The following is a 25,090-nucleotide window of genomic DNA, read 5'->3' as shown; positions in this document are numbered from 1 at the left end:
ATCATGTAGCACTTGCTGATGCCTCATTTTTGGCAAATGTCTCAGGTAGATCTTTGGTTATCGGTAGAGTTTGAGAAGCTAAACTTACTGAACCTGGAAAGTGTCTAAGAAATCCGAGGCGATTCATACAGGGCCTGGCGTTGTTGGCCGCTTCCAGCATTGCCGCGCGGGCACTAATCTGAGCCCATCCACTGAGCAACGGATGGGCTCGGCATCAAGGATGATTAGCCATCGCTAGGACCCATCGACAGGATGTTGAATGGTCAGGAAAGAACCTGCTTCGGCGGGTTTTTTGTTGGCTAAACGGGCGGGAGTGCGGCATCAGAAAGCACTGAGGGGAGCCGTAGCTCCCCTCAAATAATAGCTTTATTTTTTATTGTTGAGCGGTCTGTTGTTATTGTTGATGACCGTGGGTGTCGCGAGCTTTTTCTGACCGGGGTAGGCCAAAGAAAACATATTTTTTTGGACGCCAACGTTGCCCTCATCACGCGGTGATCCAACCAGCTCAGCTACCTCAAGGTAGTTTTATTGTTCTATCTGGTTGCTAGGACGAGTCCTGGAAAAGCCCGCATTCTCCAAAAAAATCTGTTTGCTACCGACCTGTGTGTTGTTTTTGTTATATCAGTGTCGAGTCGCGGTGCTGCTGATTTTATTGTTGTTGTACCTAAGACACAGCAAAGCCTGTGCCAGTTATGAAATAGCTATATAAATCAGTCTTTTAGAAATAATAGCCATGCGCAGTAGCCAAGACTTGTGCGTTTTTGTTTCTGTGCTACTCGTCCACGTTACCTCAGGTGTGGCGTGGCAGACGCCGACTGTTACCTTAGGACGATCTGCATGCTGCGAACATGGTCGGGTAGGAGACATGCCGATGAGGGTGTGGCGGGTACTTCGTATAAATGCGGTTATGTACAAGCTCGGTATTAAACGAGCCGCGTTGGTTCTGATGGCGGTAAAACGCTGCAGCTAGAGTGAGTGGACTCTTCGACTAACCACGCCCAAAACGTTTCGCCATGTGGCGACAACTGCATGTTGCTTGGGCAACTTAAATGGAATGCTTCCGAGGCGGGAATACGTTGCGTAAACGGCGCGATCAAGCGTCCATCAGCTACCATTTCTGCCACCAATGAGGAGCGCCCCAACGCCATACCATGGCCACGAACTGCCATTTCAAGTGCGGTTATCAAGGTATCGAACTGCATCCCCTGTGAGGCATCAACGAGCGGGAAGCCGGTTTTATTCAGCCAGTAGCCCCAACCCTCCTCGTAGCCGATGACATGCAGCATGCTGTCTGCACAGAGTTCCGCTGGGCTAGCGGGTGGCAACTGGCCGCAGAGTAGGCGCGGGCTGCAGACTGGGAATAACTCATCGTAGGTCAGTTGAACCGATCGCAGCCCGGCCCAATTACCCTTGCCGTAGCGGATTTCCATATTGGCTTCTTTGCCGCGCTCATCCAGCCAGATATTACTGGTGAAGTGCAGGCCGACCTCTGGGTGCGCAGCGCGAAAGCGTCCAAGTCTCGGCGCCAACCAGGTGGTGAAAAACACTAAGTTGACGCGCACGGTAATCGGCCGCTTACGGCCTTGGCCGAACAACTCGTCGGTGGCGGCGGCTAAGCGTTCGATCGAATCATGGATGACTGGCATGTAGGCTTGGCCAGCCTCGGTTAACTCCAGTCCGCGCGGCAGACGTTTGAACAGGTTAGTTCCGAGCTGCGACTCCAGTCCTTTTACCTGTTGGCTGATCGCCGCTTGGGTCAAGCTCAGCTCGGCCGCGGCCTGGGTGAAGTTCAGGTGCCGGGCCGAAGCTTCAAACGCACGCAGCCAATTTAACGGCGGGAGTCTTTTCTTCATGGCAGTGGCGATACCTTGCTTGTTTCAGCGTCCGTATGATCAATCAGCTGGCCCAGCTCATTGGCCGCCTCGCGCAACAGCGGGGCATAGCTCAATAGCTCGTCCAGGCTCTTGCGGATCAGCGGCGCATGAGCAAAAAGGCAGGCGAAGAGCCGGCCGTGGCGATCCTTCACCGGTACGGCACAGGCTACTAGACCGTCGACGAATTCTTCATTGTCGGTGCCAATATCATCCTCTTTTATTTTCAGCAGCGCGGCCTCCAGTTTAGCTGCGTCGGTCAGGGTGTTACGCGCATATTGATTCAGTGGCAGGTTGTTGATGATGCGCAGGCGTCGTTCTCGCGGCAGCGAGCTGAGGTAGAGCTTACCGCTGGAGGTACACCAGGTCGGCGTATGACTACCCACTGGTAGGTAGACCTGCAATGGCCGTTCGGTTTGCACGCGGTCGTAGTAGATCATCTCGGTGCCGTTGGGAATGGCGATACCACAGGTTTCCCCGATGGTCGAAGTCAGACGTTTCAGAATGGCCTGGCGCGGAGCTTTGAAACGACCACTGTAAAGTACGCCCAAGGCGACCTCATGCAGGCGATCGCCGGGCACCAGCAGCCCACGCATATTACTTTGTAGGTAACCATCGCCTTCGAGCTGGGCCAGCAGGCGGTGCATGCTTGGTTTGGGAATGCTCAGCTGGTCGGCCAGGTCGGCTGGCGACATGGGCCGCTGTGCTCGTGCCACCGCCTCGATGATCTCGAGTACCCGGGTAATTGAGGAGCCTTTTTCGCTCATCGGACTTCTCCCATATGGCGTTTCATGGCTGAACGCACTGAAACGCAAAAAGGCCACGTCCCGATTGGGCGCGTGGCCTGTGTGCTTACCGGCGGTTTATCCGTCAGCACGGCATGCTCAATTACTTCATGGTTGGCATGGAGAAGGAGACACCCTCACGCATGCTGGCAGACGGCCAGCGCTGGGTGATGGTTTTGCGACGGGTGTAGAAGCGCACGGCGTCTGGGCCGTAGGCATGCAAATCGCCGAACAGCGAACGCTTCCAACCGCCGAAGCTGTGGTACGCCACCGGCACTGGCAGCGGTACGTTGATGCCGACCATGCCGACCTTGATGTTGTCGGAGAAGTAGCGCGCCGCTTCGCCATCACGGGTGAAGATGCAGGTGCCGTTGCCATACTCATGGGCATCAATCAGGTTCATGGCTTCCTGCATGCTGTTAACCCGAACCACTTGCAGCACTGGACCAAAAATCTCTTCCTTGTAGCTGAGCATTTCTGGCTGCACGTTATCGATCAGCGTGCCGCCGACAAAGAAGCCATTTTCGTACCCGGCCACCTGCGGGTTACGACCGTCAACGACTATCTTCGCGCCCTGCTCTTCAGCGCTGTTGATGTAACCCACCACCTTCTGTTGATGCGCTTTGGTGATCACTGGGCCGAAGTCGTTGCTCTTCTCGGAATAGGCACCGACCTTCAGCGCCTGCATTGCCGTCTGCATCTTCTCAATCAGCGCATCAGCGGCGGCATCGCCCACTGCGACGGCGACCGAGAGTGCCATGCAGCGCTCCCCGGAGGAACCGAATGCAGCGCCAAGCAGTTGATTGACCGCGTTGTCCATGTCGGCATCGGGCATGACGATGGCGTGGTTCTTCGCGCCGCCCAGGGCCTGGCAGCGCTTACCATTAGCGGTGGCAGTCTTGTAGATGTATTCGGCGATTGGCGTCGAACCGACGAAGCTTACGGCTTGGATGCGTTCGTCACTGAGCAGCGTATCTACCGCCTCTTTATCGCCGTTGACCACGTTCATCACGCCATCTGGTAAGCCTGCTTCCTGCAGCAATTGGGCGATAAACAGGGTGGAGCTAGGGTCACGCTCGGAGGGCTTGAGGATAAAGCAATTGCCGCAGACGATGGCCATGGGGAACATCCATAGCGGCACCATCGCCGGGAAGTTGAACGGCGTGATACCAGCAACTACGCCCAGCGGTTGGAATTCGCTCCAGGAGTCGATATTCGGACCGACGTTCTTGCTGTGCTCACCCTTTAGCAGTTCTGGCGCGCCGCAGGCGTATTCGACGTTCTCGATGCCGCGCTGCAGCTCGCCGAGGGCGTCGTGGGAAATCTTGCCGTGTTCCTCACCGATCATCTGCGCAATGCGGTCAGCGTTCTGCTCGAGCAACTCCTTGAAGCGGAACATCACCCGCGCGCGCTTCATTGGCGGGGTGTTGCGCCATTCAGGAAAGGCCGCTTCAGCCGCCGTGATGGCTTGCTCGACTGTGGCTTTGGACGCCAGCGCAACCTGCTTGCTGACCTCGCCCGAGGAGGGGTTGTATACGTCCTGCAAGCGCGCGGCGTCGTTGACGATTTGGCCGTTGATCAAATGTCCTACTGTGTTCATCGCGGGTGTTCCTCAATAAGGGGCTGGCGGTTGAGCGCCGGGAATGGCTAATAAAAACGGCTTACCAGAGCTGTTTGTAGATCTCGATGATCTCGTCAGCGCTAGGTACGCGTGGGTTGTTGTTCGGCGAACCTGAGGCCAGCGCCTGCTCTGCCATGACTTCAAGCTGGGTAAAGAACTGCTCGCGGTCGATACCGAACTGCGCAGGGCTGGGGACCTGTAACTCATCGTTGAGTGCGCGCAGCTCGGCGAGCAGCTTGGTATTAGCCACTTCATTGCTGTCGGCGGCAGTGGCCACGCCCATGGCGCGGGCGCAGTCGGCGTAGCGCTCGACGGCAGCCGGAATAGAAAACGCCGTCACGCTGGGCAGCAACATGGCGTTGGACAGGCCATGGGGCACATGGAAATGCGCACCAATCGGCCGACTCATGCCGTGGACCAGCGCCACCGAGGCGTTGGAAAACGCCACCCCAGCCAGGGTTGAACCGAGCATCATCGCTTCGCGGGCCGTCTTGTCTGCGCCATCATGGTAAGCACGGCGCAGGTTTGGCGCGATCAGGCGCATGGCCTGCAGTGCCTGGCAATCGCTGTAGAGGCTGGCCTTTTTGCTGACGTAGGCCTCCATGGCGTGGGTCAGGGCATCGATGCCGGTGTCGGCGGTGATCCGCGGCGGCAGGCTGAGGGTTAGGCTAAAGTCGATCAGCGCCGCCACTGGCATAAAGCCGATGCCCACGCAGAGCATTTTCTCGTCGGTTTTCTCGTCGGCGATGATGGTCACCCGAGTGACTTCCGAACCGGTACCGGCTGTGGTCGGCACGGCAATGATCGGTAAGCCGGACTCAACGACGATGCGTGGGAACTTGTAGTCGCGCATCTCGCCGCCGTGCTTGGCGAGGATGGCGATGGCCTTGGCGCTGTCGATTGGGCTGCCGCCACCGAGAGCGATAATGCAGTCGTAATCGCCACCCCGCGCTTTCGCGACACCGGCTTGGATCGACGCCACAGTTGGCTCCGGCACCGTCTCATCGAACACTTCCGCCTGGATGTCGTGAGCCGCCAGACGTGCCTGGATGGCCGCGGCGTAACCCAGTTTTACCATCATCTTATCGGTGATGATCAGTGGCCGTTTGCAGCCCAGGTTGGTCATGACGACCGGGATGTCCTGGCTGGCGTTCTCGCCAATCTGCATGATGCGAGGAAGGATTACTTGAGTAGACATGGCAACTCCGCTAATTCCGGGTAACAGGCAATGGCGCGCGCAGTGCATGCGCGTCCCCTGCCGTATTCATCGTTTGAAAACCTGCAGACCCAAGCCCGCAGGGTGTGTTCACTCAGAGCATGGCCGTAGCTGTGACGGTCGGCTTGTGGGTCGCCGGAGCCTGTTGGCTATCGCTAAGCTCACGACGGGCTGCCGCATCACACTGTGCAACATCTTGGCGCAGCGATTTGAAGAAGCCGTAGGTGGCCAGGATGGCGACGAAGGAGAACGGTAGCGCCGCCACAATTGAAGCCGTTTGCAAGGCCTTCAGGCCACCGGCGAGTAGCAGCACCGCCGCCACCGCACCAATCGCCAGGCCCCAGAAAATCCGGTAGCGCGCAGGTGGGTGCTCGTCGCCCATGCAGATCAGGGTGCAGATCACCAGCGTTGCCGAGTCGGCCGAAGTGACGAAGTAGGTCACCAGCATCAGGGTACAGATCGACGACATGATGATGGTCAGCCATTGACCCAGATTCATCAGCTCAATGGTCTTGAACAGTGCCATGGTGACGTCGTCATTAACCGCCGCTACCACGCCGCCCCCGCCGAACAGCTCAATAAAGATCGCACTGTTGCCGAAGATGGTGATCCAGAAGGTGGCCAGAACAGTCGGAGCGATCAGCACACCGAGGACGAATTCACGCAGGGTACGGCCTTTGGAAATACGCGCGATAAACATGCCGACAAAGGGTGCCCATGCGATCCACCAGCCCCAGTAGAAAATCGTCCACCAGCCCTGCCATTGACCCTTCGGATCCGGATCGATCCACAGGCCCAGCTGGACCGCATGCGCCAGATAATCACCGGTGTTGGTGACAAAGGCACCGAGCAGGTAGGCCGTTGGGCCGAAGATCACGAACAGCGCCAGGATCAGGATGGTCAGGTGCATGTTCAGTTCGCTGAGCATGCGAATGCCCTTGTTCACGCCGCTGAGTACCGACGCGGTGGCGATCACCGAAATAACCGCGATCAGCAGGATCTGGTGACCGATTGAAACCTCGAAGCCCAGCAGGTAATTCAGCCCGGCGTTCATCTGCTGTGCGCCTAGGCCCAGCGAGGTGGCGATACCGAATACCGTGCCAAATACGGCGAGCAGGTCAGCGGCATGGCCTAATGGCCCGTAGATGCGCTCGCCCAGTATTGGATAGAGGCTGGAACGAATCGACAGCGGCAAGCCTTTGCGATATGCAAAGTAGGCCAGGATCAGCCCGAATACCGCGAATAAGCCCCAACCATGCAGGCCCCAGTGAAAGATCGAGATGCGCATGGCCACTTGTGCGGCCTCTGCAGTCATCTTCTGCGCTTCACTGATCAGCGGCGTACCTTGGAAGTGGTAGATAGGTTCGGCAATGCTCCAAAACAGAATACCAATGCCGATACCGGCACCGAACAGCATTGAGAACCAAGAAAAATTACTGAACTCTGGCCGGTCACTGTCCTTGCCTAGGCGAATATTTCCATAACGGCTACAACTCAGCCAAACAGCCAGAAACAGATACAAACTCATCAAACCGATGTAATACCAAGCCAAGTTGGTTGAAATAAAGCTTTTCGCTGCACCGTATACGCCATCGGCATATTCCGGATCAATTACGGTAAATAGAACGAAGGCAATCACCAATAAAGCTGCACCAATCGACATGACCGGGTGTGCCCCGGTAAAGAGCCCGGACGCGGGCAATTTATTTGCGTGGCTTGTCATTGTCCGGCCCTCTGCATGTGCGTCTTTCTTATATTTATTTTCATTGTCTACCTCTTAGCTGTTGGTTAACTCTCGAACCCGCGTCAATCACGCGGACCATGTGAGAACCTGCACGCTGTTGCCTGTCACGCTTCGGCGTACACCTGCACTACCCGCCAGGCCCTGTATCGCCTGGTTGAGCGGTACCACTCGTACCATACAAGCCGTGAAAGGCTTGGATATCGAGACGAAACCTATTGTTATGAAGATAAAAAACGATGAGAAGCAAAAAAATAGCGACCTTTGCCCCGTAATTTTTTATGGCTCGCCGGTTTTACTGAGCATCACCCCTCCTTCCCTACGCTCACCGAGACCTCTTCTGGGCGTCGCGTATCAGCGCTAATGCACGCCGCCGCTCAGCCATAAGTAAAACCCGGTCTAAGGGTTATTTTTTATTGCTGGCCGCTACATTTATTCATTCCTAGTATCGGCACTACCGAAACAAGGCCACAACTAACACGCGCCACGCCGAATACAAACTTGAACCTGGATCAGGTTAATAACCCATTTAAAAGTTTGCTTTATGCGTGTCTGTCAGTCGGCGGTTTGCTCTTCGGCACTTATTAATCGGCACCGTGCTCACGGCGCGCTGAACACTCAACACTCTGTCCAGCCGGACTATTGATTACCTCTGGCTGGCGCGCTCTAAGAGGGATCAGTGAAATGAACAACAACAATCAATTGCCTTTGACCGGTGTCCGCGTTGTCGACTTCGGCCAGCAGATCGCCGCTCCAGCCGTAGCCATGACCCTCGCCGACCTGGGCGCCAGCGTGGTGCATATCGACCCGCCGCAAGGCCCGCAGTGGGACCACCCGGCCAATGCCGTGCTTAACCGTAACAAGAGCTGCTTGCGTCTGGACCTGAAGTCAGCTGAAGGCCTGGCTCAGGCGCTGGCGCTGATCGAGCAGGCCGACATCGTCATTGAAAGCTTCCGTCCTGGTGTGATGCAAAAGCTCGGCATCGACTTCAACGCGCTGCGTGAAGCCCGCCCGGAACTGATCACCCTGTCGGTGCCCGGCTTTGCCAGCAACGATGAACTGCGCCGTGACTGGAAAGCCACCGAAGCGGTGGTCGCTGCCACCGCCGGTGCCTTCACCGACATGGGCTTCAACCGTGTGCTGTTGGGCCTCAACCCAAGCTTCTCGCCACTGCCGCTGGGTTCGGCGTATGCCACCACCCTGGCGGCCGCCTCCGTCGCCCTGGCCCTGCAGGCCCGCGAGCGCACCGGCCGTGGCGATGCCATTGAAGTGCCGGTGATTTCCGCATTGATGGAAGGCCTGTCGTACAACTCCTACGTGATCGAAGGCCTGCCCGAGCGCTACAAGACCATGCGCGAGCTGGAAATCGAGCACCGCAAGGCCAACAACATTGTCATGGACCTGACCTACGAGGACCTGCAGGAATACCTCGATCCCTTCTACCGCACTTACAAGTGTGCCGACGGGCGCATGTTCTATTGCGTCTGCCCATCGCACCGCAACCACGCCAAGCGTGCGCTGCAGGTATTGGGCGTGTACGACGAACTGGTTGCTGACGGCCTGCCGGAAGTCAACGACCTGCACGCACCGCTCAGCGAGTGGGATGGAGAGACCTCGATCGGCGTCTACCCGCTGCCGAAGAAGTGGGCTGACCATATTTCGGCGAAAATGAAGCAAGCCTTCCTCACCAAGACGTCTGAAGAGTGGGGCACCATCTTCGGCGAAGGGCAGATTCCTGGCGCACCGCACCGCACCACCCAGGAGTGGGTAAACCACGTACACACCAATACGGCCGGTTTGATCGTCGAAGTTAACGACCCCGAGTACGGTCTAATGAAACAGCCCGGGCCGTTCGCCTGGCTGGAGGAATTCGCCGGGCAGATGGTCAGCCCACGCCCACGCAAGACCGTCAGCTTTGCTGAGGCGCTGGCCGAACTGCGTGACGTCGCGGCTGCGCATCCGCCGACTTATCCGGTCGGTGAGGCGGTGCAGCCGGTTACTGATGCCGGTTGGCTCGACGGCTTCCGTATCCTCGATTTGACCAACGTCATCGCCGGCCCGCACTCCACGGCGTTCCTCGCCCGTTTCGGTGCCGAGGTGATCAAGCTCGACACCGTTAAACCGATGTACGACCCGCTGATCGGCACCCTGTTCACCTTCCAAACCGGTATGGGCAAGCGCAGCGCGCTGGTCGATATCATGAGTGAGGAAGGACGCGAGGTATTCAATCGCCTGGTGCGCTCGGTCGACATGGTGGTGATCAACGCCCCAGAGCGTCAGCTGAAATCCCTGGGGCTGGACAACGACAGCCTGCAAGCGGTCAATCCCGGCGTACTGTTCTGCCGTCTCGACTGCCTCGGCGGCCCGCTGCCAGGCCCTAAGAGCAACTACATCGGCTACGACGACATCATCCAAGCGCACAGCGGCATCATGAGCCGTTTCGGTGGCCCAGAGACGCCGGAAGAGCACGCTCACCTCGGCACCTTGGACGTCAACTGCGGCTTCGCGGCTGGCCTGGGCATGGCGGTATCCATCTACCACAAGATGAAGACTGGCCAGCCGACCCGCTCGCGCACCTCGCTGTCTTCGGTCACCAACCTGGCGCAGCTATCGTTCGCCTTCGATTACGCTGGCCGTTCGCCGTTCAACGAGCCTTCCGGCCGCGAGGTGCTGGGCCACAATGCCCTCTCGCACTTTTACAAAACCTCTGAAGGTTGGCTCTACCTCGACTCCAACGCGGACGAGTTACCACAACTTGAGCGCATTGAAGGCCTGGCCGGAATTAGTTCGGCAACCAATATTGCTGAGTTCCTCAAAACCGCGCTGCAAGCTGCACCGGCTGCCTACTGGGCTGAACACCTGCAGGCCGCCGATATCGCCGCCGCGGAACCGCTGTCGATCGAAACCTTGCGTGAGCTATACAGCCGCGAAGGTGACGGTACGGTCGGCATCGACCTTGGCAGCTTTGCTTTCTCGGTGCACTCTGAGCACCCGAGCGGCCATTGCCTCACCCAGATCGACCACTTGGCGATCCGTCCGAGCGAGGCCAGCATCAAAGCGGTCAGCCTACCCGAGCGTTGGGGTCATTCCACCCGCGAAGTGCTCGCTGACATGGGCTACAGCGTGGCTGAAGTTGAGTCTATGATCGAACGCAATATTGCCAGTTTGGGCTGGGCCAAGGAGTTTTTGCCGAGCTGAGCACGCCGCCGCAGTGGACGGGCTAATGCCCGTCCGCTACACCTGATCGACCCTAACGGCTGCAGCGGTTTTCCCGCGCAGCCGTTCGTTCATTTCTAATCCTGCGCCTGACGGCACTGCTCAGGCGCTTAATCCTTCAGGGGGTGTACATGCTCCGGCAGACTGTCCGCACGGTGTGGCCATTGTTCTTCGGCCTCGGCGTCATCGGCTTGTGTATCGGTGCGCAAGGCACGTTGTTGGGGGTGCGGGCTGAGCTGGAGGGCTTCGATACCCGTGCTACCGGCCTGCTGATGTCTGCCTATTACCTGGGTTTTTTGCTCGGTTCTTTGCGTGCGCCCTCGATCATTCAACGGGTCGGCCATGTGCGTGCCTTCGCCGCACTAACGGCGCTGGCCTCGATGACCATCTTGGTGCACTCGGTGCTGGTCGACCCGTGGGTCTGGGGTTTTATGCGCCTGCTTACCGGGTTTTCCGTGTCGGCCATTTACGTGGTCGCCGAGAGCTGGTTGAACCAGGCGGCGGATAACCGTAACCGCGGTCAGTTGTTGTCGCTGTACATGATCACCATGCTCGCCGGCCTTGCCGCCGGACAGTTTCTGCTCAACCTGTCCGACCCGGCGGGCTTCGAGCTGTTTACCTTGATCTCGATTCTGATCAGCTTGGCGGCCATCCCGATTTTGCTTAGTGCGTCACCGATGCCGGCGTTTGCGAGCGCTCGTCCGGTGAGCATCGCCAGTCTTTACCGCCTGGCGCCAACCGGGCTGGTTGGCTCGTTTCTGATCAACACCTGTTACGCCATGGTGCTCGGCATGGGCGCAGTGTATGCCAGCCGGCTGGGCATGCAGGTCAGTGAGGTGTCGCTGTTTATGGCGATGCTGGTGCTCGGCGGGATGCTGCTGCAATGGCCACTGGGTAAGCTCTCGGACAGCATCGACCGGCGTACGGTCATTGCCGCTTCCGCTGGCGCGGCGTTGGTGTTCGCCCTGGCCAGTGCGTTGTTGGGCTTTACCAGCAATAACAGCCATCTGCTGTTGGCCCTGCTGTTCGGCGCGTGCTGCTTTCCGCTGCTGGCGCTTTATTTGGCGCTAAGCAACGATCAACTGGAGGCCGACCAAGCCACCGGTGCCAGTAGCACCTTGCTGCTGGTGGGCGGTATGGGCGCCAGCATCGGTCCGTTTTTGGTGTCACTGACCATGGAGCGCTGGGGCCCGGCGAGCTTCTTTTACAGTTTGATGGTGATGGTCGGACTGATGGCTGTGCATGCGCTGTACAAACGCCTCACCGACCCCTACCCGGCGACAGGTGAGAGCCCTAGCTTCCAGATGCAAGCACCGCTTACGGTTGGCTCGGTGTTGATGGAGTCGATGCCGCACGATGTCACGCCAGAGCCCTAGGTAGAGATTGCTCAGACTGACGCTGGCGTTTCCAGGGCCGGGCTCTGTGCATCCAGTGAGCCGATATCGCGTTGCGCCTGGCTAACCCAGGCAAAGGCGCGCTCGTTTAGCTCGGCGATTGCGCGCGGGCCGGTGCCGTTGGCGTGCATCAGCGGCCCGATCACCACTTGGATGGTGCCCGCCGTCTTGCCCCAACCTTGCTTCGGCCAGAACTCGCCAGCGTTGTGGGCAATCGGCAGCACCGGCAGGTTGGCGTTTACTGCGAGGGATGCACCGCCACGGCTGAACTTGCCAATCTGGCCGGGTGGAATACGCGTGCCTTCCGGGAAGACTAAGACCCAGGCGCCCTGCCCTAAGCGCTCATGGCCAATTTTGGCTAGTTGTTTGAGCGCAGCCTTGGGGTTGCTACGGTCGATGGCGATGGGCTTGAGCATGGCCATCGCCCAGCCGAAGAACGGCACGTACAACAGTTCGCGTTTAACCACCTGGCTGAGGGGCTCAAAGAAGCCGCAGAGGAAGAAGGTTTCCCACGTGCTCTGGTGTTTGGCGAGGATTACGCAGGGCTGCTCCGGGATATTTTCCAGGCCCTTGATCTCGTAGCGGATGCCGATCACCACTTTGGCCAACCAGGTGGCGCAGCGGCACCAGTTCTGCACGACGAAACGGTAGCGGGCACGAAAGGGTAAAAAGGGCGCGACAAACACGCTGAGGGTGCACCAGAGGAAGGCGCTGGAAGACAACAACAGATAGAAGAGGAAGATTCTGAGGGTCTGCACTGTCGACATAAGAGCTTTTACCGTCGCAGGCAGGGCCTGCTTTATAGGTGGAGAAGCTGATCGGCAACCGCCGCCAGGTTATCGAATACCAGAGTGCCCGCTGGCAATCCTTTCGCCAGGGTGCGTTCACCCTTGCCGGTTTTTACTAACACAGGCTGACAGTCGACGGTTTGCGCCGCCGTCAGGTCACCACTGCTGTCGCCGACAAACCAGATGCCCTTGAGTGCGACGCCATAATGCGCGGCAATTTGTTCGAGCATACCCGGCTTAGGCTTGCGGCAGTCACAGCCTTCAGCTGGGCCGTGAATGCAGTTTACGATCAGGCCTAGCTCGCCGCCCTGCTCTGCCACCAGCTCGCGCAAACGCGCATGCATGGCCTCCAGCATGGGCAAGTCGTAGTAGCCGCGAGCCACCCCGGATTGATTGGTGGCCACGGCAACTGTCCAGCCAGCCTGCGACAGGCGCGCGATGGCCTCAATGGCGCCGGGTAAAGGAATCCATTCGTCGAGGTTTTTGATATAGGCGTCGGAGTCGTAATTGATGACGCCGTCGCGGTCGAGAATCAGCAGTTTCATGCGGTAATCCGAACCGGCTGGCGGTGATGGCCGCCACCCGGTAAAGGTGAAGGTGGGCTGCTCAGCCCACCGGATGTTCAGCAGGCGTTAGCCGAGTACCGAGATGTCGGCGACACCGAGGAACAGGCCACGTAGCTTGGCCAGCAGCGCATAGCGGTTAGCCCGCACGGCCGGGTCTTCGGCGTTGACCAGCACGGCCTCGAAGAACGCATCCACCGGCTCGCGCAAGTTCGCTAGCTGGCTCAGTGCCAGGTTGTACTGGCGCGCCGCAGCCAGCGGCTGGACTGCGTGTTCGGCCTGCTGGATGGCGGCGTTGAGGGCGAACTCGCTGGGGTTGTCGAAGTGATGGGCTTGCACGCTCGCGGCAACTTGCCCTTCGGCTTTGCTCAGCAGGTTGGACACGCGCTTGTTCGCAGCAGCCAATGCGGCAGCTTGCGGCAGTGCACGGAAGGCCTGCACCGCTTGTACGCGCTGATCGAAGTCCAGTGGCGAGGTCGGGCTGACCGCACGCACGGCTTGATAAACAGCAACCTCGACGCCTTCATCTTCATAACGCGCACGCAGACGGTCGAAAATAAAGTCCAGTACCTGAGGTGCCAGGCCTGCTGCTTTGATTTTATCGCCAAACTGGTTAATGGCGAACGCGACAGTTTCGACCAGATCGAGGTCTAGCTGCTTCTCGATCAGGATGCGCAGTACGCCGAGCGCCGCGCGGCGCAGGGCGTAGGGGTCTTTGCTGCCGGTGGGCAGCATGCCGATGCCGAAAATCCCGACCAGGGTATCCAGTTTGTCAGCTAGGGCCACGGCGGCACCGGTGAGGGTGCTCGGTAGTTCGGCGCCGGCACCGCGCGGCATGTATTGCTCGTTCAGCGCCAGCGCGACGTCTTCGGCTTCGCCGTCATGCTTGGCGTAGTAGTAACCGGCGATGCCCTGCATTTCCGGGAACTCACCGACCATCTCGCTGGCCAGGTCGCACTTGCACAGCAGGCCGGCGCGGGCCGCACGGTTGGCATCGCCGCCGATGCGCTGAGCAATAAAACCAGCCAGGGCGGAAACCCGCTGCGCCTTGTCGAACACCGAGCCGAGCTGGGCTTGGAACACCACATTGGCCAGGCGCTGGTTGAAGGTTTCGAGCTTCTGCTTCTTGTCCTGCTTGAAGAAGAACTCGGCATCGGTCAGGCGTGGGCGTACGACCTTTTCGTTGCCGGAAATGATCTGTATCGGGTCTTTGCTTTCGATGTTGGCCACGGTGATAAAACGCGGCAGCAGCTTGCCGCCCGCATCCAGCAGGCAGAAGTACTTCTGGTTGTCCTGCATGGTGATGATCAGCGCCTCTTGCGGCACCTCAAGGAAGCGCTCCTCGAACGAGCACACCAGCGGCACCGGCCATTCGACCAGGGCGCTGACTTCATCGAGCAAGGCGGGCGGCACAATCGCGGTGCCTTGTTGCTCGGCGGCCAGTTGCTCGATACGCGCGGCGATCTGTGCGCGGCGCTCGGCGAAATCGGCGATCACATAAGCACCGCGTAGGTCTTCGGCGTAGTTAGCCGGCGCGCTGATGCGTACATCGTGGTTGGCGTGGAAGCGATGGCCACGGGAAACGCGACCAGACTGCTGGGCGAGGATTTCGCAGTCGATCACCTCATCACCAAACAACATCACCAGCCACTGGCTTGGGCGGACGAATTCGGTCTTGCGCGCGCCCCAGCGCATGCGCTTAGGGATCGGCAGTTCGTTCAGCGAGGTTTCGACTATGCCTGGTAGCAAGCCGGCAGCAGCCTGGCCCGGGATGCTCTGGCTGAATTTCAGCTTAGGCCCGCTCTGGTCGATCTGGCTCAGCTCAACCCCGCACTTTTTGGCAAAGCCAAGCGCCGCTTGAGTTGGGTTACCGTCCTTGTCGAATGCTGCCTGCAGGGGCGGGCCGTCGAGGTTCTGGATGCGATCGGCTTGTTGCTCTTCAAGCTGCTCGATCAGCACGGCCAGGCGACGCGGTGCGGCGTAATAGCGGCTGGCGCGGTAGGGCAGGCCTGAGGTTTTCAGGCCTTTTTCGATACCGGCCAAAAAGGCCTCACCGAGGGTTTTCAGGGCTTTCGGCGGCAGCTCTTCGGTGCCCAGTTCTACCAGGAAATCACGGGTACTCATTCTGCTGCCTCCAGCTTGGCTAACACTTCATCACGCAGGTCAGGGGCGGCGAGCGGGAAGCCCAGCTTGCGCCGTGCTTGCAGGTAGCTCTGTGCCACCGAGCGGGCTAGCGCACGCACACGCAGGATGTACTGCTGGCGCGCGGTCACCGAGATGGCCCGGCGTGCATCCAACAAGTTGAAGGTGTGCGAAGCCTTAAGCACCATTTCGTAGGTGGGTAGCGGCAGTTCCAGCTCGATCAGGCGGTTGGCTTCCGACTCGTAGAAATCGAACAGCTCGAAGAGTTTTTCGACGTTGGCGTGTTCGAAGTTGTAGGTCGACTGTTCCACTTCGTTCTGGTGGAACACGTCGCCGTAGGTGACCTTGCCGAATTGGCCGTCGGTCCACACCAGGTCATACACCGAATCGACACCCTGGATGTACATGGCCAGGCGTTCCAGGCCGTAGGTGATCTCGCCGGTGACCGGGTAGCACTCGATGCCGCCGACTTGTTGGAAGTAGGTGAACTGGGTGACTTCCATGCCATTCAGCCAGATTTCCCACCCCAGCCCCCAGGCGCCGAGGGTTGGTGATTCCCAGTTGTCTTCAACGAAGCGAATGTCGTGCACCAGCGGGTCGATGCCGATGGCTTTCAGCGAACCGAGGTACAGCTCCTGGAAGTTCTCCGGATTCGGCTTCAACACCACCTGGAACTGGTAGTAGTGCTGCAGGCGGTTGGGGTTCTCGCCGTAGCGACCGTCAGCCGGACGACGGGAAGGCTGCACGTAGGCGGCGTTCCAGGTCTCGGGGCCGATGGCGCGCAAGAACGTGGCGGTGTGGAAGGTGCCTGCGCCCATTTCCATGTCGTAGGGCTGCATCACTACGCAGCCCTGCTCGGCCCAGTACTGTTGCAGGGCGAGGATCAAATCTTGGAAGGTGCGCACGGCAGGCGTAGTCTGGCTCACAAATATCACCCGTACTTTGGCGGCTTCAGAAAGTCCGTGAGTATACCGAAGCTTAGGGTCTGTTGCCGTCTCGACGCGAGCCGCGTTGCCGCGAAAATCTCGCCACGGCCGGGCGGCGCTCCGCTAGGCGGAGGACGCCGGTAATGGTTGTTCCCTTGCCAAGTCCTTCAACACCGCATGGCGAGATTTTCCGCGCAACCCGAAGGGCCGGGCCTGTTTTAGCGCGATGCTGCGTTTCTCGATGACTCATTTAGCCAGCTAAACTTCGCATCTCGTGCCTTGCCTCGCGCTAAAACAGGCTCCGACGCGGCCGCGAACGAAACGGCAACAGACCCAAGGAAAACCCGCATGCCGCGCTGTTTCTGGTGCACTGATGATCCGCTGTATATCGCCTACCACGACCACGAATGGGGCGTGCCGCAGCGCGATCCGCAGGTGCTGTTCGAGTTATTGTTGCTGGAGGGCTTTCAGGCCGGCCTGTCGTGGATCACCGTGCTGAAGAAGCGTGAGCGTTATCGCGAGGTGTTGTTCGGCTTTGATGTGCAGCGTTTGGCGGCGCTCAGCGATGACTACATCGAAGGCACGCTGATGCAGGATGCCGGGATTATCCGTAATCGCCTCAAGCTTAAAGCCGCGCGGCAGAATGCCCAGGCCTGGTTAAAACTGGATGACCCGGTGGCGCTGCTTTGGTCGTTTGTCGGTGGTGCGCCGACGATCAATCACTTCAGCGAGCGCAGCCAGGTGCCGGCTATCACCGCCGAAGCCGAGGCCATGAGCAAGACCTTGAAGAAGGCCGGTTTCACCTTTGTCGGGCCGACCATCTGTTATGCCTACATGCAGGCCACCGGGATGGTCATGGATCACACCACCGACTGTGATCGCTATGCAGCGTTGCGCCGCGACTGAACACCGAGCCGCGTGGCCGGTTACACTAAGCGCCTTTTGATCGGCTGGAGTTGCCTGTGGAAAAGCTCAAAGGTGCCCTGGTGGTGGGCTTTCTGCGGTTGTTCGCGTTACTGCCGTGGCGTGCGGTGCAGGCCGTGGGGGCGGGAATTGGTTGGCTGATGTGGAAGCTGCCCAACAGCTCGCGTGAAGTGGCCAGCATCAACCTGCGCAAGTGCTTTCCCGAGTTGGACGAAGCCGCACACCAGCGTCTGCTGGGTCAATCACTGATGGATATCGGTAGGACCCTGACCGAAAGCGCCTGTGCCTGGATCTGGCCGGCGCAGAAATCTATTGGCCTGGTGCGAGAAGTCGAAGGTCTGGAGGTGCTGCAGCAGGCCTTGGCCAGTGGTAAAGGCGTGGTCGGCATCACCAGCCATTTGGGCAACTGGGAAGTGCTTAACCACTTCTATTGCGCGCAGTGCAAACCGATCATCTTTTTCCGGCCACCGAAGTTGAAGGCGGTTGATGAGCTGCTGCGTAAACAGCGTGTGCAGCTGGGTAACCGGGTCGCGCCGTCGACCAAGGAAGGCATCCTTAGCGTCATCAAGGAAGTACGTAGAGGCGGTGCGGTAGGGATTCCTGCCGATCCCGAGCCAAGCCTGTCTTCTGGCGTATTTGTCCCCTTCCTCGGCACCGAGGCGCTGACCAGCAAGTTTGTCGCTGGCATGTTGAGTGGCGGCAAAGCCTGCGGTGTATTTCTGCATGCGCTGCGTTTACCCGATGGTTCGGGCTTCAAGGTGATTTTGGAGGCTGCGCCGCAAGAGATGTACAGCAGCGACACGGCCACCGCCGTTGCGGCCATGAGTGGGGTGATTGAGCGTTACGTACGAGCCTACCCGAGCCAGTATATGTGGAGCATGAAGCGCTTTAAAAAGCGTCCGGCCGGTGAGGCTAAGTGGTATTGAGTTGAGGTGCCTACGTGGCACCTTTTCAGTATTAATGCTTGGCGGTTTCAGGGTTTTTCGCTATTAATCGCACCACCCCTATTGAGGACGGTCACGTTTATGTCCAGCCAGCGTCAGCATCCACGCACCTCGATGAAGTGTCGTATCAAGATTTGCCATGCGAGTTTCGGTGAAGTCGTGGCGCAGACCCGCGATCTCTCCGACGGCGGCGTCTACGTCAAACACCCTGACCTTGTGATCCTGCCTCAAGGCACGATTGTTACCGGCCAGGTGCAGGATTTGCCAATCGAGGCGCCGGTGCTGCAAATGGAAGTGATGCGGGTGGATGCCGAAGGAGTCGGCCTGCGCTTTATCGAACGCTAACCAACGGTCTGGTTGCGAGAGGAAAACCGTCCCGCCGGTCAAGAAAACGCTAGAATGCCGCGCGGCGAATACTCCACAGCTGCGGCAATGGGTTCCCTAACCCCATCTCATTCAAAAAGGACATGACATGCCAACGGTCTCTCCAATGATCTGGCGCCCGGCTCTGGCCGGCCTGATCGCCTTTCACATGCTGATCATCATTGCCAGTAACTACCTGGTACAACTGCCCATGACTCTGTTCGGTTGGCAGACCACCTGGGGTGCATTCAGCTTTCCGTTTATCTTCCTGGCTACTGACCTCACCGTACGCCTGCTCGGCAAAGGCCCGGCGCGCAAAGTGATCGCGCGGGTCATGCTGCCTGCTTTGCTCGCTTCTTATGGGGTGTCGGTGCTCTTCCAGAGTGGCAGTTTTGCTGGGTTTGCCGCGCTGCAGGAGTTCAACGTATTCGTCGCCCGCATTGCCCTGGCCAGCTTCCTTGCCTATGCCCTCGGGCAACTGCTGGATATCCAAGTATTCGACCGCCTACGTAATTTACGCCAGTGGTGGGTGGCCCCGGCTGCTTCAACGGTACTGGGTAATTTGCTGGATACTGCGGTGTTTTTTGCCATCGCCTTCTGGCAAAGCAGTGACCCGTTTATGGCCGAGCACTGGGTCGAAATTGCCAGTGTGGATTATGTGATCAAGCTGGCGGTCAGCTTGCTGCTCTTCGTGCCGCTCTACGGCATGTTGCTAAACGCTATCATGCGGCTGATGGCCGGGCGTACAGCAACCACGAATTAACCTGCCACTGCCGTGCACGTTACGACGGCAGCTACGCTGATCTTGTTGGATTGCGCATGCAGCCTAAACAGCCGGGCGTCAGCTTCCGTCCGAGGGTAGCTGTTTCGCCAGCTTGCGCAGAAACACCGTCATTTCCTTTTCTGCTTGCTTGTCGCCGTGTGCTTGCGCGGCCGTCATGCCCTGCTCCCAGGCGTGTTGGGCGGCGAGTGGTTGCGCGGCGGCGAGTAGCGCCTTGCCGAGCAGCTTCCACGCGGCTGAGTATTTGGGGTCGAACTGCACGCAGCGCTGCAAGTGCTGCGCCGCCAAGGGGAAATCGCCGGCATCCAGATAACCCTTACCCAAGCCGAAGCGCAGCAGGGCGTTATCCATGCCCTTGGCCAGCATTTTTTCCAGGGCTTCAGTGCTCATGAGCGACTCCTAGAAGAATGTCAGGCCGACTTGGAATAGCCGCTCGGCATCACGGATGTATTTTTTGTCGACCAGAAACAAGATCACGTGATCGCCGGACTCGATCACCGTCGCGTCATGGGCAATCAGCACCTCTTCGTTGCGAATAATCGCGCCGATAGTGCCGCCGGGCGGCAGGTCAATGTCCCTGATCGCGCGCCCGACCACTTTGCTCGACTTTGAGTCGCCGTGGGCAATCGCCTCGATGGCTTCGGCGGCCCCGCGCCGCAAGCTGTGCACGCTTTCGATATCGCCACGCCGTACGTGGGTCAGCAGGGTGCCAATGGTGGCCATTTGCGGGCTGATGGCGATGTCGATTTCGCCGCCCTGGACCAAATCCACATAGGCGGGATTGTTGATGATGGTCATCACCTTGCGCGCGCCGAGGCGCTTGGCCAGCAAGGACGACATAATGTTGGCCTCGTCGTCGTTGGTCAGCGCCAGGAACAGGTCGGCGTCGCTGATGTTTTCTTCCACCAGCAGGTCGCGGTCCGAGGCGCTGCCCTGCAGCACGATGGTGCTATCGAGGGTTTCCGAGAGGTAGCGGCAGCGCGCCGGGTTCATCTCGATAATCTTCACCTGGTAGCGGCTCTCGATGGCTTCGGCCAGGCGCTCGCCGATGTGCCCGCCGCCGGCGATGACGATTTTCTTGTAGCTGTCTTCCATGCGGCGCATTTCGCTCATCACCGCGCGGATATGCGCCTTGGCGGCGATAAAGAACACTTCGTCATCGGCTTCGATCACGGTGTCGCCCTTCGGCATGATCGCCCGGTTGCGGCGGAAGATCGCCGCCACGCGCGTGTCGACATTGGGCATGTGTTCGCGCAACTGACGCAGTTGCTGACCGACCAGTGGGCCGCCGTAGTAGGCCTTGACCGCGACCAGCTGGGCTTTGCCGTCGGCAAAGTCGATGACCTGCAGCGCACCGGGGTATTCGATCAGGCGCTTGATGTAATTGGTCACCACCTGCTCAGGGCTGATCAGCACGTCGACCGGGATCGATTCGTTGCAGAACAGGCCACTGCGTGTCAGGTAGGCCGCTTCGCGCACCCGGGCAATCTTGGTCGGGGTGTGGAACAGGCTGTAGGCCACCTGGCAGGCGATCATGTTGATCTCGTCGCTGTTGGTCACCGCCACCAGCATGTCGGCATCGTCTGCACCGGCCTGGCGTAACACCGTCGGGAACGAGCCACGGCCCTGCACAGTGCGGATATCTAGGCGATCGCCGAGGTCACGCAGACGCTCGCCGTCGGTGTCGACCACGGTGATGTCGTTGGCTTCGCTGGCCAAGTGTTCCGCCAGCGTGCCGCCAACCTGGCCTGCACCGAGAATGATGATCTTCATGCAGTCTGTTCCTCAGCCGCGGGGGGCGGCGGCGATTTTCATCAGCTTGGCATAGTAGAAGCCGTCGTGGCCGTCTACTTGCGGGAATAGCTGGCGACCGTGAGCGGTTTTATGACCGAACGCCCCGGCAATATCCAGCTCACGGGCACCTGGGGTGCGGGCGAGGAAGGCGGCGATGTTCTCGCTGTTCTCCGCTGGCATCACCGAGCAGGTGGCGTAGAGCAGGATGCCGCCGACTTCCAGGGTTTGCCACAGGGCATCGAGCAGTTCGCCCTGCAACTGCGCCAAGGCAGCAATGTCGCCGGGCTGGCGGGTCAGTTTGATATCAGGGTGACGACGGATCACGCCGGTGGCCGAGCACGGTGCATCGAGCAGGATGCGCTGGAACGGCTTGCCGTCCCACCAGGCGTCCAAGTCGCGGCCGTCGGCGGCGATCAGCTCGGCGTCTAGGCCCAGGCGCTTGAGGTTCTCGCGCACCCGCACCAGGCGCTTTTCTTCCAGATCCACCGCGACCACGCCGGCCAGTGCCGGTTCGGCTTCGAGCAGATGGCAGGTCTTGCCGCCTGGCGCGGCGCAGGCGTCCAGCACGCGTTGGCCGGAGGCGAGGTCGAGCAACTCGGCCGCCAGTTGCGCTGCTTCGTCCTGCACACTGACGCGGCCTTCGGCAAAGCCCGGCAGCGTGGTGACATCACAGGCCTGAAGCAAACGGATGCCGTCGCGGCTGAACGTACAAGGCTCGGCTTCGAAACCAACGCGGCGCAGTTCGGCCAGGTACTCATCGCGGCTGCCAAGGCGGCGGTTGACCCGCAGAATCAGCGGCGGATGGGCGTTGTTGGCCGCGCAAATCGCCTCCCACTGCTCTGGCCACTGGGCTTTCAGAGCTTTTTGCAGCCAGCGCGGATGCGCAGTGTGCAACACCGGGTCGCGGTCCAAGCTGGCGATAATGATTTCGCTGTCACGCTGGGCATTACGCAGCACGGCGTTGAGCAGGCCTTTGAGCGAAGGCTTCTTCAGCTTGTCGATACAGGCCACGGTTTCACCGATGGCAGCATGGGCCGGAATACGGGTGTAGAACAACTGATACAGACCGATCAGCAGTAGCGCCTCGACATCCCGGTCTACAGCCTTGAAAGGCTTTTGCAGCAGCGTCTCGGCGATAAGGGCCAAGCGTGGCTGCCAGCGGGCGGTGCCAAAGGCTAGATCCTGGGTTAAACCACGGTCGCGCAGTTCAACTTTATCCAGTAACGGCGGCAGGCTGCTACCCAGTGAGGCTTTGCCATTGAGCACCACGGCCAGGGCGCGGGCGGCAGCGAGGCGAGGGTTCATTGACCGAGCACCAAGCCGGCGGCGAACTGCTCGCGCCGGCTGTTGAACAGATCACTGAAATTCAGCGCTTTGCCGCCTGGCAGTTGCAGGCGCGTCAGGCGCAGCGCGCCCGTATCGCAGGCCACGGTCAGCCCGGACTTGTCGGCGGCGAGAATGGTTCCGGGCGCACCACTGCCCTCGCCCATCTGCGCGGCATGCACTTTCAGAGCTTCGCCGTTTAGTGTGCTGTGGCAGATCGGCCACGGGTGGAAAGCCCGCACCAGGCGCTCCAGCTCAACGGCTGGGCGGCTCCAGTCTATCCGCGCCTCATCCTTGTTTAGCTTGTGCGCATAAGTGGCCAGGCTGTCGTCTTGCACCTGACCTTTCAACGTGCCAGCGGCCAAACCACGAATGGCCTCGATAACGGCCGGTGGGCCGAGCGCTGCCAAGCGGTCATGCAAGCTACCGCCGCTGTCTGCGGCAATGATGGCAGTGCTGACTTTCAGCAGCATCGGCCCGGTGTCCAGGCCTGCTTCCATCTGCATCACGGTGACACCTGACTCGGCATCACCGGCTTCGATCGCGCGCTGAATCGGCGCGGCACCGCGCCAGCGCGGCAACAAGGACGCATGACTATTAATACAACCCAGGCGCGGGGTATCGAGCACCACTTGCGGCAGGATCAGGCCATAGGCGACCACCACCATCAGGTCGGGCTTGAGCGCAGCCAGTTCGGCTTGCGTCGCTGGGTCGCGCAGGGTTTGTGGTTGATACACCGGGATGGTGTGTTGCAGGGCGAGTTGTTTGACCGGGCTGGGCGTGAGTTTCTGCCCGCGACCGGCCGGGCGGTCTGGCTGGCTGTACACGGCAATGATCTGGTGTGGCGTGTCGAGCAGGGCTTTGAGGTGCTCGGCGGCGAATTCCGGAGTGCCGGCAAAAACAATACGCAAAGACTCAGACATGGATTCTCACTGCTAAAAAGAAAAAGGCTTGCCGCAGCAAGCCTTTGTAAAGATGTGGCTCAAGCCTGCTGGCGATGTTGCTTTTCCAGCTTCTTCTTGATGCGGTCGCGTTTGAGATTAGACAGGTAATCGACAAACAGCTTGCCATTGAGGTGATCACATTCGTGCTGGATACAGACGGCCAGCAGACCTTCGGCGATCAGCTCGTAGGGCTTGCCATCGCGGTCCAACGCCTTGATTTTGACCTTTTGCGGGCGGTCGACGTTCTCGTAGAACCCCGGCACCGACAGGCAGCCTTCCTGGTACTGATCCATTTCTTCGGTCAGCGGTTCGAATTCAGGGTTGATAAACACCCGGGGCTCGGACTTGTCTTCGGACAGGTCCATCACCACCAGACGCTTGTGCACGTTAACCTGGCTGGCCGCGAGGCCGATGCCCGGTGCGTCATACATGGTTTCAAACATGTCGTCGATCAGCTGACGCAAGGCGTCATCAACCACTTCCACCGGCTTGGCGATGGTGCGCAGGCGCGGATCGGGAAACTCGAGGATATTTAGAATCGCCATATGCGTTTGTGATGCACTTGTGGAATAAAGTCAAAATCCGCTGCTAAGATGATGAGCAGCATTGAAAAACGGCTTCACGCCGCAGCACGACTGGGTTTTGTCGCGGCGCTAGGGCGCTCTACGTGAAGGCACATAATAAAGGGATTCACCGCATGAGGAAATCACTACTCGCCCTGCTGCTGGTTGCGGCAAGTGGCTTGGCCCAGGCCGCCGTGCAACTCAAGGACGGTCACCCAGACCGTTATACCGTGGTCAAGGGCGATACCCTCTGGGATATTTCTGGAAAATTCCTTAGCCAGCCGTGGAAATGGCCAGAAATCTGGCATGCCAACCCACAGGTGGAAAATCCTCATCTGATTTACCCGGGCGACCTGCTGAGCTTGGTGTATGTCGATGGTCAGCCACGCCTGATGCTTAACCGCGGTGCGTCGCGAGGCACCATTAAACTGTCGCCGCAGATCCGCAGCACGCCGATGGCTGAGGCCATTCCGGCCATTCCGCTGGAGGCAATCAACAGCTTCCTGCTGAGTAACCGCATCATTGATAAGCCCGAGCAGTTTCTAGGCGCGCCGTATATCGTCGCCGGCAACGCCGAGCGCGTTGTCAGCGGTGCCGGTGATCGTGTGTATGCCCGCGGTGTGTTTGACGAGTCAGCGCCGGCTTACGGCATCTTCCGTCAGGGCAAAACCTATACAGACCCTGAGACCAAGGAATTCCTCGGCATCAACGCCGACGATATCGGCTCCGGTCAAATTGTCGCCGAGGAAGGTGACGTCGGTACCATGATGCTGACCCGTTCGACCCAGGAAGTGCGCCTTGGAGACCGACTGTTCGCCACCGAAGAGCGTGCGATCAATTCGACCTTTATGCCGAGTGAGCCGGCCGCTGAGATCAACGGGGTGATCCTCGATGTACCGCGCGGCGTGACCCAGATTGGTCAGTTTGACGTGGTCACCATCAACAAAGGTGCCCGTGATGGCCTGAGTGAAGGTAACGTACTGGCGATCTACAAAACCGGCGAAACCGTACGTGACCGCATAACCGGTGACTCGGTGAAGATCCCTGATGAGCGTTCGGGCTTGCTGATGGTGTTTCGCACCTACGACAAGCTCAGCTATGGCCTGGTGCTGGGTGCTTCACGCTCGCTTGAACTGATGGACAAAGTGCGTAACCCGTAACACTGAGAGCCCCGCGAATGTGGGGCTTTTT

General features: G+C 59.3%; 21 protein-coding genes. 7 read left to right on the top strand and 14 right to left on the bottom strand.

From position 1 onward, the window contains the following. Window positions 1–923: 923 nt before the first annotated feature. The 5 genes from BMZ32_RS07370 to BMZ32_RS07350 form a co-directional block, all read right to left on the bottom strand. Window positions 924–1,853 carry a LysR substrate-binding domain-containing protein gene (locus tag BMZ32_RS07370; protein WP_090240942.1) on the bottom strand — a complete coding sequence of 310 codons (930 nt, stop codon included), beginning with the start codon at window positions 1,851–1,853 and terminating at the stop codon, window positions 924–926. Further along, window positions 1,850–2,638, bottom strand: a complete 789-nt coding sequence (locus tag BMZ32_RS07365; protein ID WP_090240940.1) for an IclR family transcriptional regulator — start codon at window positions 2,636–2,638, stop codon at window positions 1,850–1,852. The genes BMZ32_RS07370 and BMZ32_RS07365 overlap by 4 nt, the downstream gene beginning before the upstream one ends. A 121-nt stretch (window positions 2,639–2,759) precedes the next feature. Next, on the bottom strand, window positions 2,760–4,256 hold the full coding sequence (locus tag BMZ32_RS07360; protein ID WP_090240937.1) for a CoA-acylating methylmalonate-semialdehyde dehydrogenase: 1,497 nt from the start codon (window positions 4,254–4,256) through the stop codon (window positions 2,760–2,762). Between the two features lie 61 nt (window positions 4,257–4,317). Beyond that, window positions 4,318–5,475 carry an iron-containing alcohol dehydrogenase gene (locus BMZ32_RS07355; protein WP_090240935.1) on the bottom strand — a complete coding sequence of 386 codons (1,158 nt, stop codon included), beginning with the start codon at window positions 5,473–5,475 and terminating at the stop codon, window positions 4,318–4,320. 112 nt (window positions 5,476–5,587) lie between these two features. After that, window positions 5,588–7,156 carry a BCCT family transporter gene (locus BMZ32_RS07350; RefSeq protein WP_090240933.1) on the bottom strand — a complete coding sequence of 523 codons (1,569 nt, stop codon included), beginning with the start codon at window positions 7,154–7,156 and terminating at the stop codon, window positions 5,588–5,590. A 762-nt stretch (window positions 7,157–7,918) separates the two neighbouring features. On the opposite strand from BMZ32_RS07350, the gene BMZ32_RS07345 reads away from it, so the two are divergent. Beyond that, window positions 7,919–10,432 carry a CoA transferase gene (locus BMZ32_RS07345; protein ID WP_090240931.1) on the top strand — a complete coding sequence of 838 codons (2,514 nt, stop codon included), beginning with the start codon at window positions 7,919–7,921 and terminating at the stop codon, window positions 10,430–10,432. 149 nt (window positions 10,433–10,581) lie between these two features. Beyond that, entirely contained in the window at window positions 10,582–11,826 is a 1,245-nt protein-coding gene (locus BMZ32_RS07340) for an MFS transporter (protein ID WP_090240929.1), read from the top strand. An 11-nt stretch (window positions 11,827–11,837) separates the two neighbouring features. On the opposite strand, the gene BMZ32_RS07335 is transcribed toward BMZ32_RS07340, so the two are convergent. From BMZ32_RS07335 to glyQ, 4 genes are all read right to left on the bottom strand, one after another. Next, a complete protein-coding gene (locus tag BMZ32_RS07335; RefSeq protein ID WP_090240927.1) occupies window positions 11,838–12,611 on the bottom strand; it encodes a lysophospholipid acyltransferase family protein in 774 nt (257 codons plus the stop codon). A 32-nt stretch (window positions 12,612–12,643) separates the two neighbouring features. Continuing rightward, window positions 12,644–13,177, bottom strand: coding sequence for a D-glycero-beta-D-manno-heptose 1,7-bisphosphate 7-phosphatase (gene gmhB, locus BMZ32_RS07330; RefSeq protein WP_090240925.1), 534 nt, complete (start codon window positions 13,175–13,177; stop codon window positions 12,644–12,646). A gap of 87 nt (window positions 13,178–13,264) precedes the next feature. Beyond that, window positions 13,265–15,319, bottom strand: coding sequence for a glycine--tRNA ligase subunit beta (gene glyS, locus BMZ32_RS07325; protein WP_090240923.1), 2,055 nt, complete (start codon window positions 15,317–15,319; stop codon window positions 13,265–13,267). Continuing rightward, a complete protein-coding gene (glyQ, locus tag BMZ32_RS07320; protein ID WP_090240920.1) occupies window positions 15,316–16,263 on the bottom strand; it encodes a glycine--tRNA ligase subunit alpha in 948 nt (315 codons plus the stop codon). Before glyQ ends, glyS begins: the two co-directional genes overlap by 4 nt. Before the next feature lie 348 nt (window positions 16,264–16,611). Here glyQ and BMZ32_RS07315 point away from each other — a divergent pair, with 348 nt between their 5' ends. The 4 genes from BMZ32_RS07315 (at window position 16,612) to BMZ32_RS07300 (ending at window position 19,257) form a co-directional block, all read left to right on the top strand. Next, entirely contained in the window at window positions 16,612–17,169 is a 558-nt protein-coding gene (locus tag BMZ32_RS07315; RefSeq protein WP_090240919.1) for a DNA-3-methyladenine glycosylase I, read from the top strand. 56 nt (window positions 17,170–17,225) lie between these two features. Next, entirely contained in the window at window positions 17,226–18,113 is an 888-nt protein-coding gene (locus BMZ32_RS07310) for a lysophospholipid acyltransferase (RefSeq protein WP_090240916.1), read from the top strand. A gap of 99 nt (window positions 18,114–18,212) precedes the next feature. Beyond that, a complete protein-coding gene (locus BMZ32_RS07305; RefSeq protein ID WP_090240914.1) occupies window positions 18,213–18,476 on the top strand; it encodes a PilZ domain-containing protein in 264 nt (87 codons plus the stop codon). A gap of 127 nt (window positions 18,477–18,603) precedes the next feature. Further along, the gene (locus tag BMZ32_RS07300; protein ID WP_090240912.1) at window positions 18,604–19,257 is read left to right on the top strand and encodes a 7-cyano-7-deazaguanine/7-aminomethyl-7-deazaguanine transporter; all 654 of its coding nucleotides are present in this window, start codon (window positions 18,604–18,606) and stop codon (window positions 19,255–19,257) included. Window positions 19,258–19,335: 78 nt separating this feature from the next. Here the strand turns inward: BMZ32_RS07300 and BMZ32_RS07295 are convergent, their stop codons facing one another. Genes BMZ32_RS07295 through def form a run of 5 tightly spaced genes read right to left on the bottom strand, consistent with a single transcriptional unit; the run spans window position 19,336 to window position 23,881 of the window. Then, window positions 19,336–19,665 carry a hypothetical protein gene (locus BMZ32_RS07295; protein WP_090240910.1) on the bottom strand — a complete coding sequence of 110 codons (330 nt, stop codon included), beginning with the start codon at window positions 19,663–19,665 and terminating at the stop codon, window positions 19,336–19,338. 9 nt (window positions 19,666–19,674) lie between these two features. Then, the gene (gene trkA, locus BMZ32_RS07290; protein ID WP_090240909.1) at window positions 19,675–21,048 is read right to left on the bottom strand and encodes a Trk system potassium transporter TrkA; all 1,374 of its coding nucleotides are present in this window, start codon (window positions 21,046–21,048) and stop codon (window positions 19,675–19,677) included. A gap of 12 nt (window positions 21,049–21,060) precedes the next feature. Beyond that, window positions 21,061–22,374 (bottom strand): 16S rRNA (cytosine(967)-C(5))-methyltransferase RsmB, encoded by a 1,314-nt coding sequence (gene rsmB / locus BMZ32_RS07285; protein WP_090240907.1) that lies wholly within the window; start codon window positions 22,372–22,374, stop codon window positions 21,061–21,063. Further along, the gene (gene fmt, locus BMZ32_RS07280; RefSeq protein WP_090240906.1) at window positions 22,371–23,315 is read right to left on the bottom strand and encodes a methionyl-tRNA formyltransferase; all 945 of its coding nucleotides are present in this window, start codon (window positions 23,313–23,315) and stop codon (window positions 22,371–22,373) included. Before fmt ends, rsmB begins: the two co-directional genes overlap by 4 nt. A gap of 59 nt (window positions 23,316–23,374) precedes the next feature. Beyond that, the gene (gene def, locus BMZ32_RS07275) at window positions 23,375–23,881 is read right to left on the bottom strand and encodes a peptide deformylase (protein WP_090240904.1); all 507 of its coding nucleotides are present in this window, start codon (window positions 23,879–23,881) and stop codon (window positions 23,375–23,377) included. Window positions 23,882–24,033: 152 nt separating this feature from the next. On the opposite strand from def, the gene BMZ32_RS07270 reads away from it, so the two are divergent. Continuing rightward, window positions 24,034–25,059 (top strand): LysM peptidoglycan-binding domain-containing protein, encoded by a 1,026-nt coding sequence (locus BMZ32_RS07270; RefSeq protein WP_090240902.1) that lies wholly within the window; start codon window positions 24,034–24,036, stop codon window positions 25,057–25,059. The last annotated feature ends 31 nt before the right edge of the window (window positions 25,060–25,090 follow it).

The sequence above is a fragment of the Pseudomonas guineae genome (assembly GCF_900113745.1).
GTDB lineage: Bacteria > Pseudomonadota > Gammaproteobacteria > Pseudomonadales > Pseudomonadaceae > Aquipseudomonas > Aquipseudomonas guineae.
The sequence above is the reverse complement of the archived record's forward strand: the minus strand, read 5'-3'. Positions and strand labels throughout refer to the sequence as shown.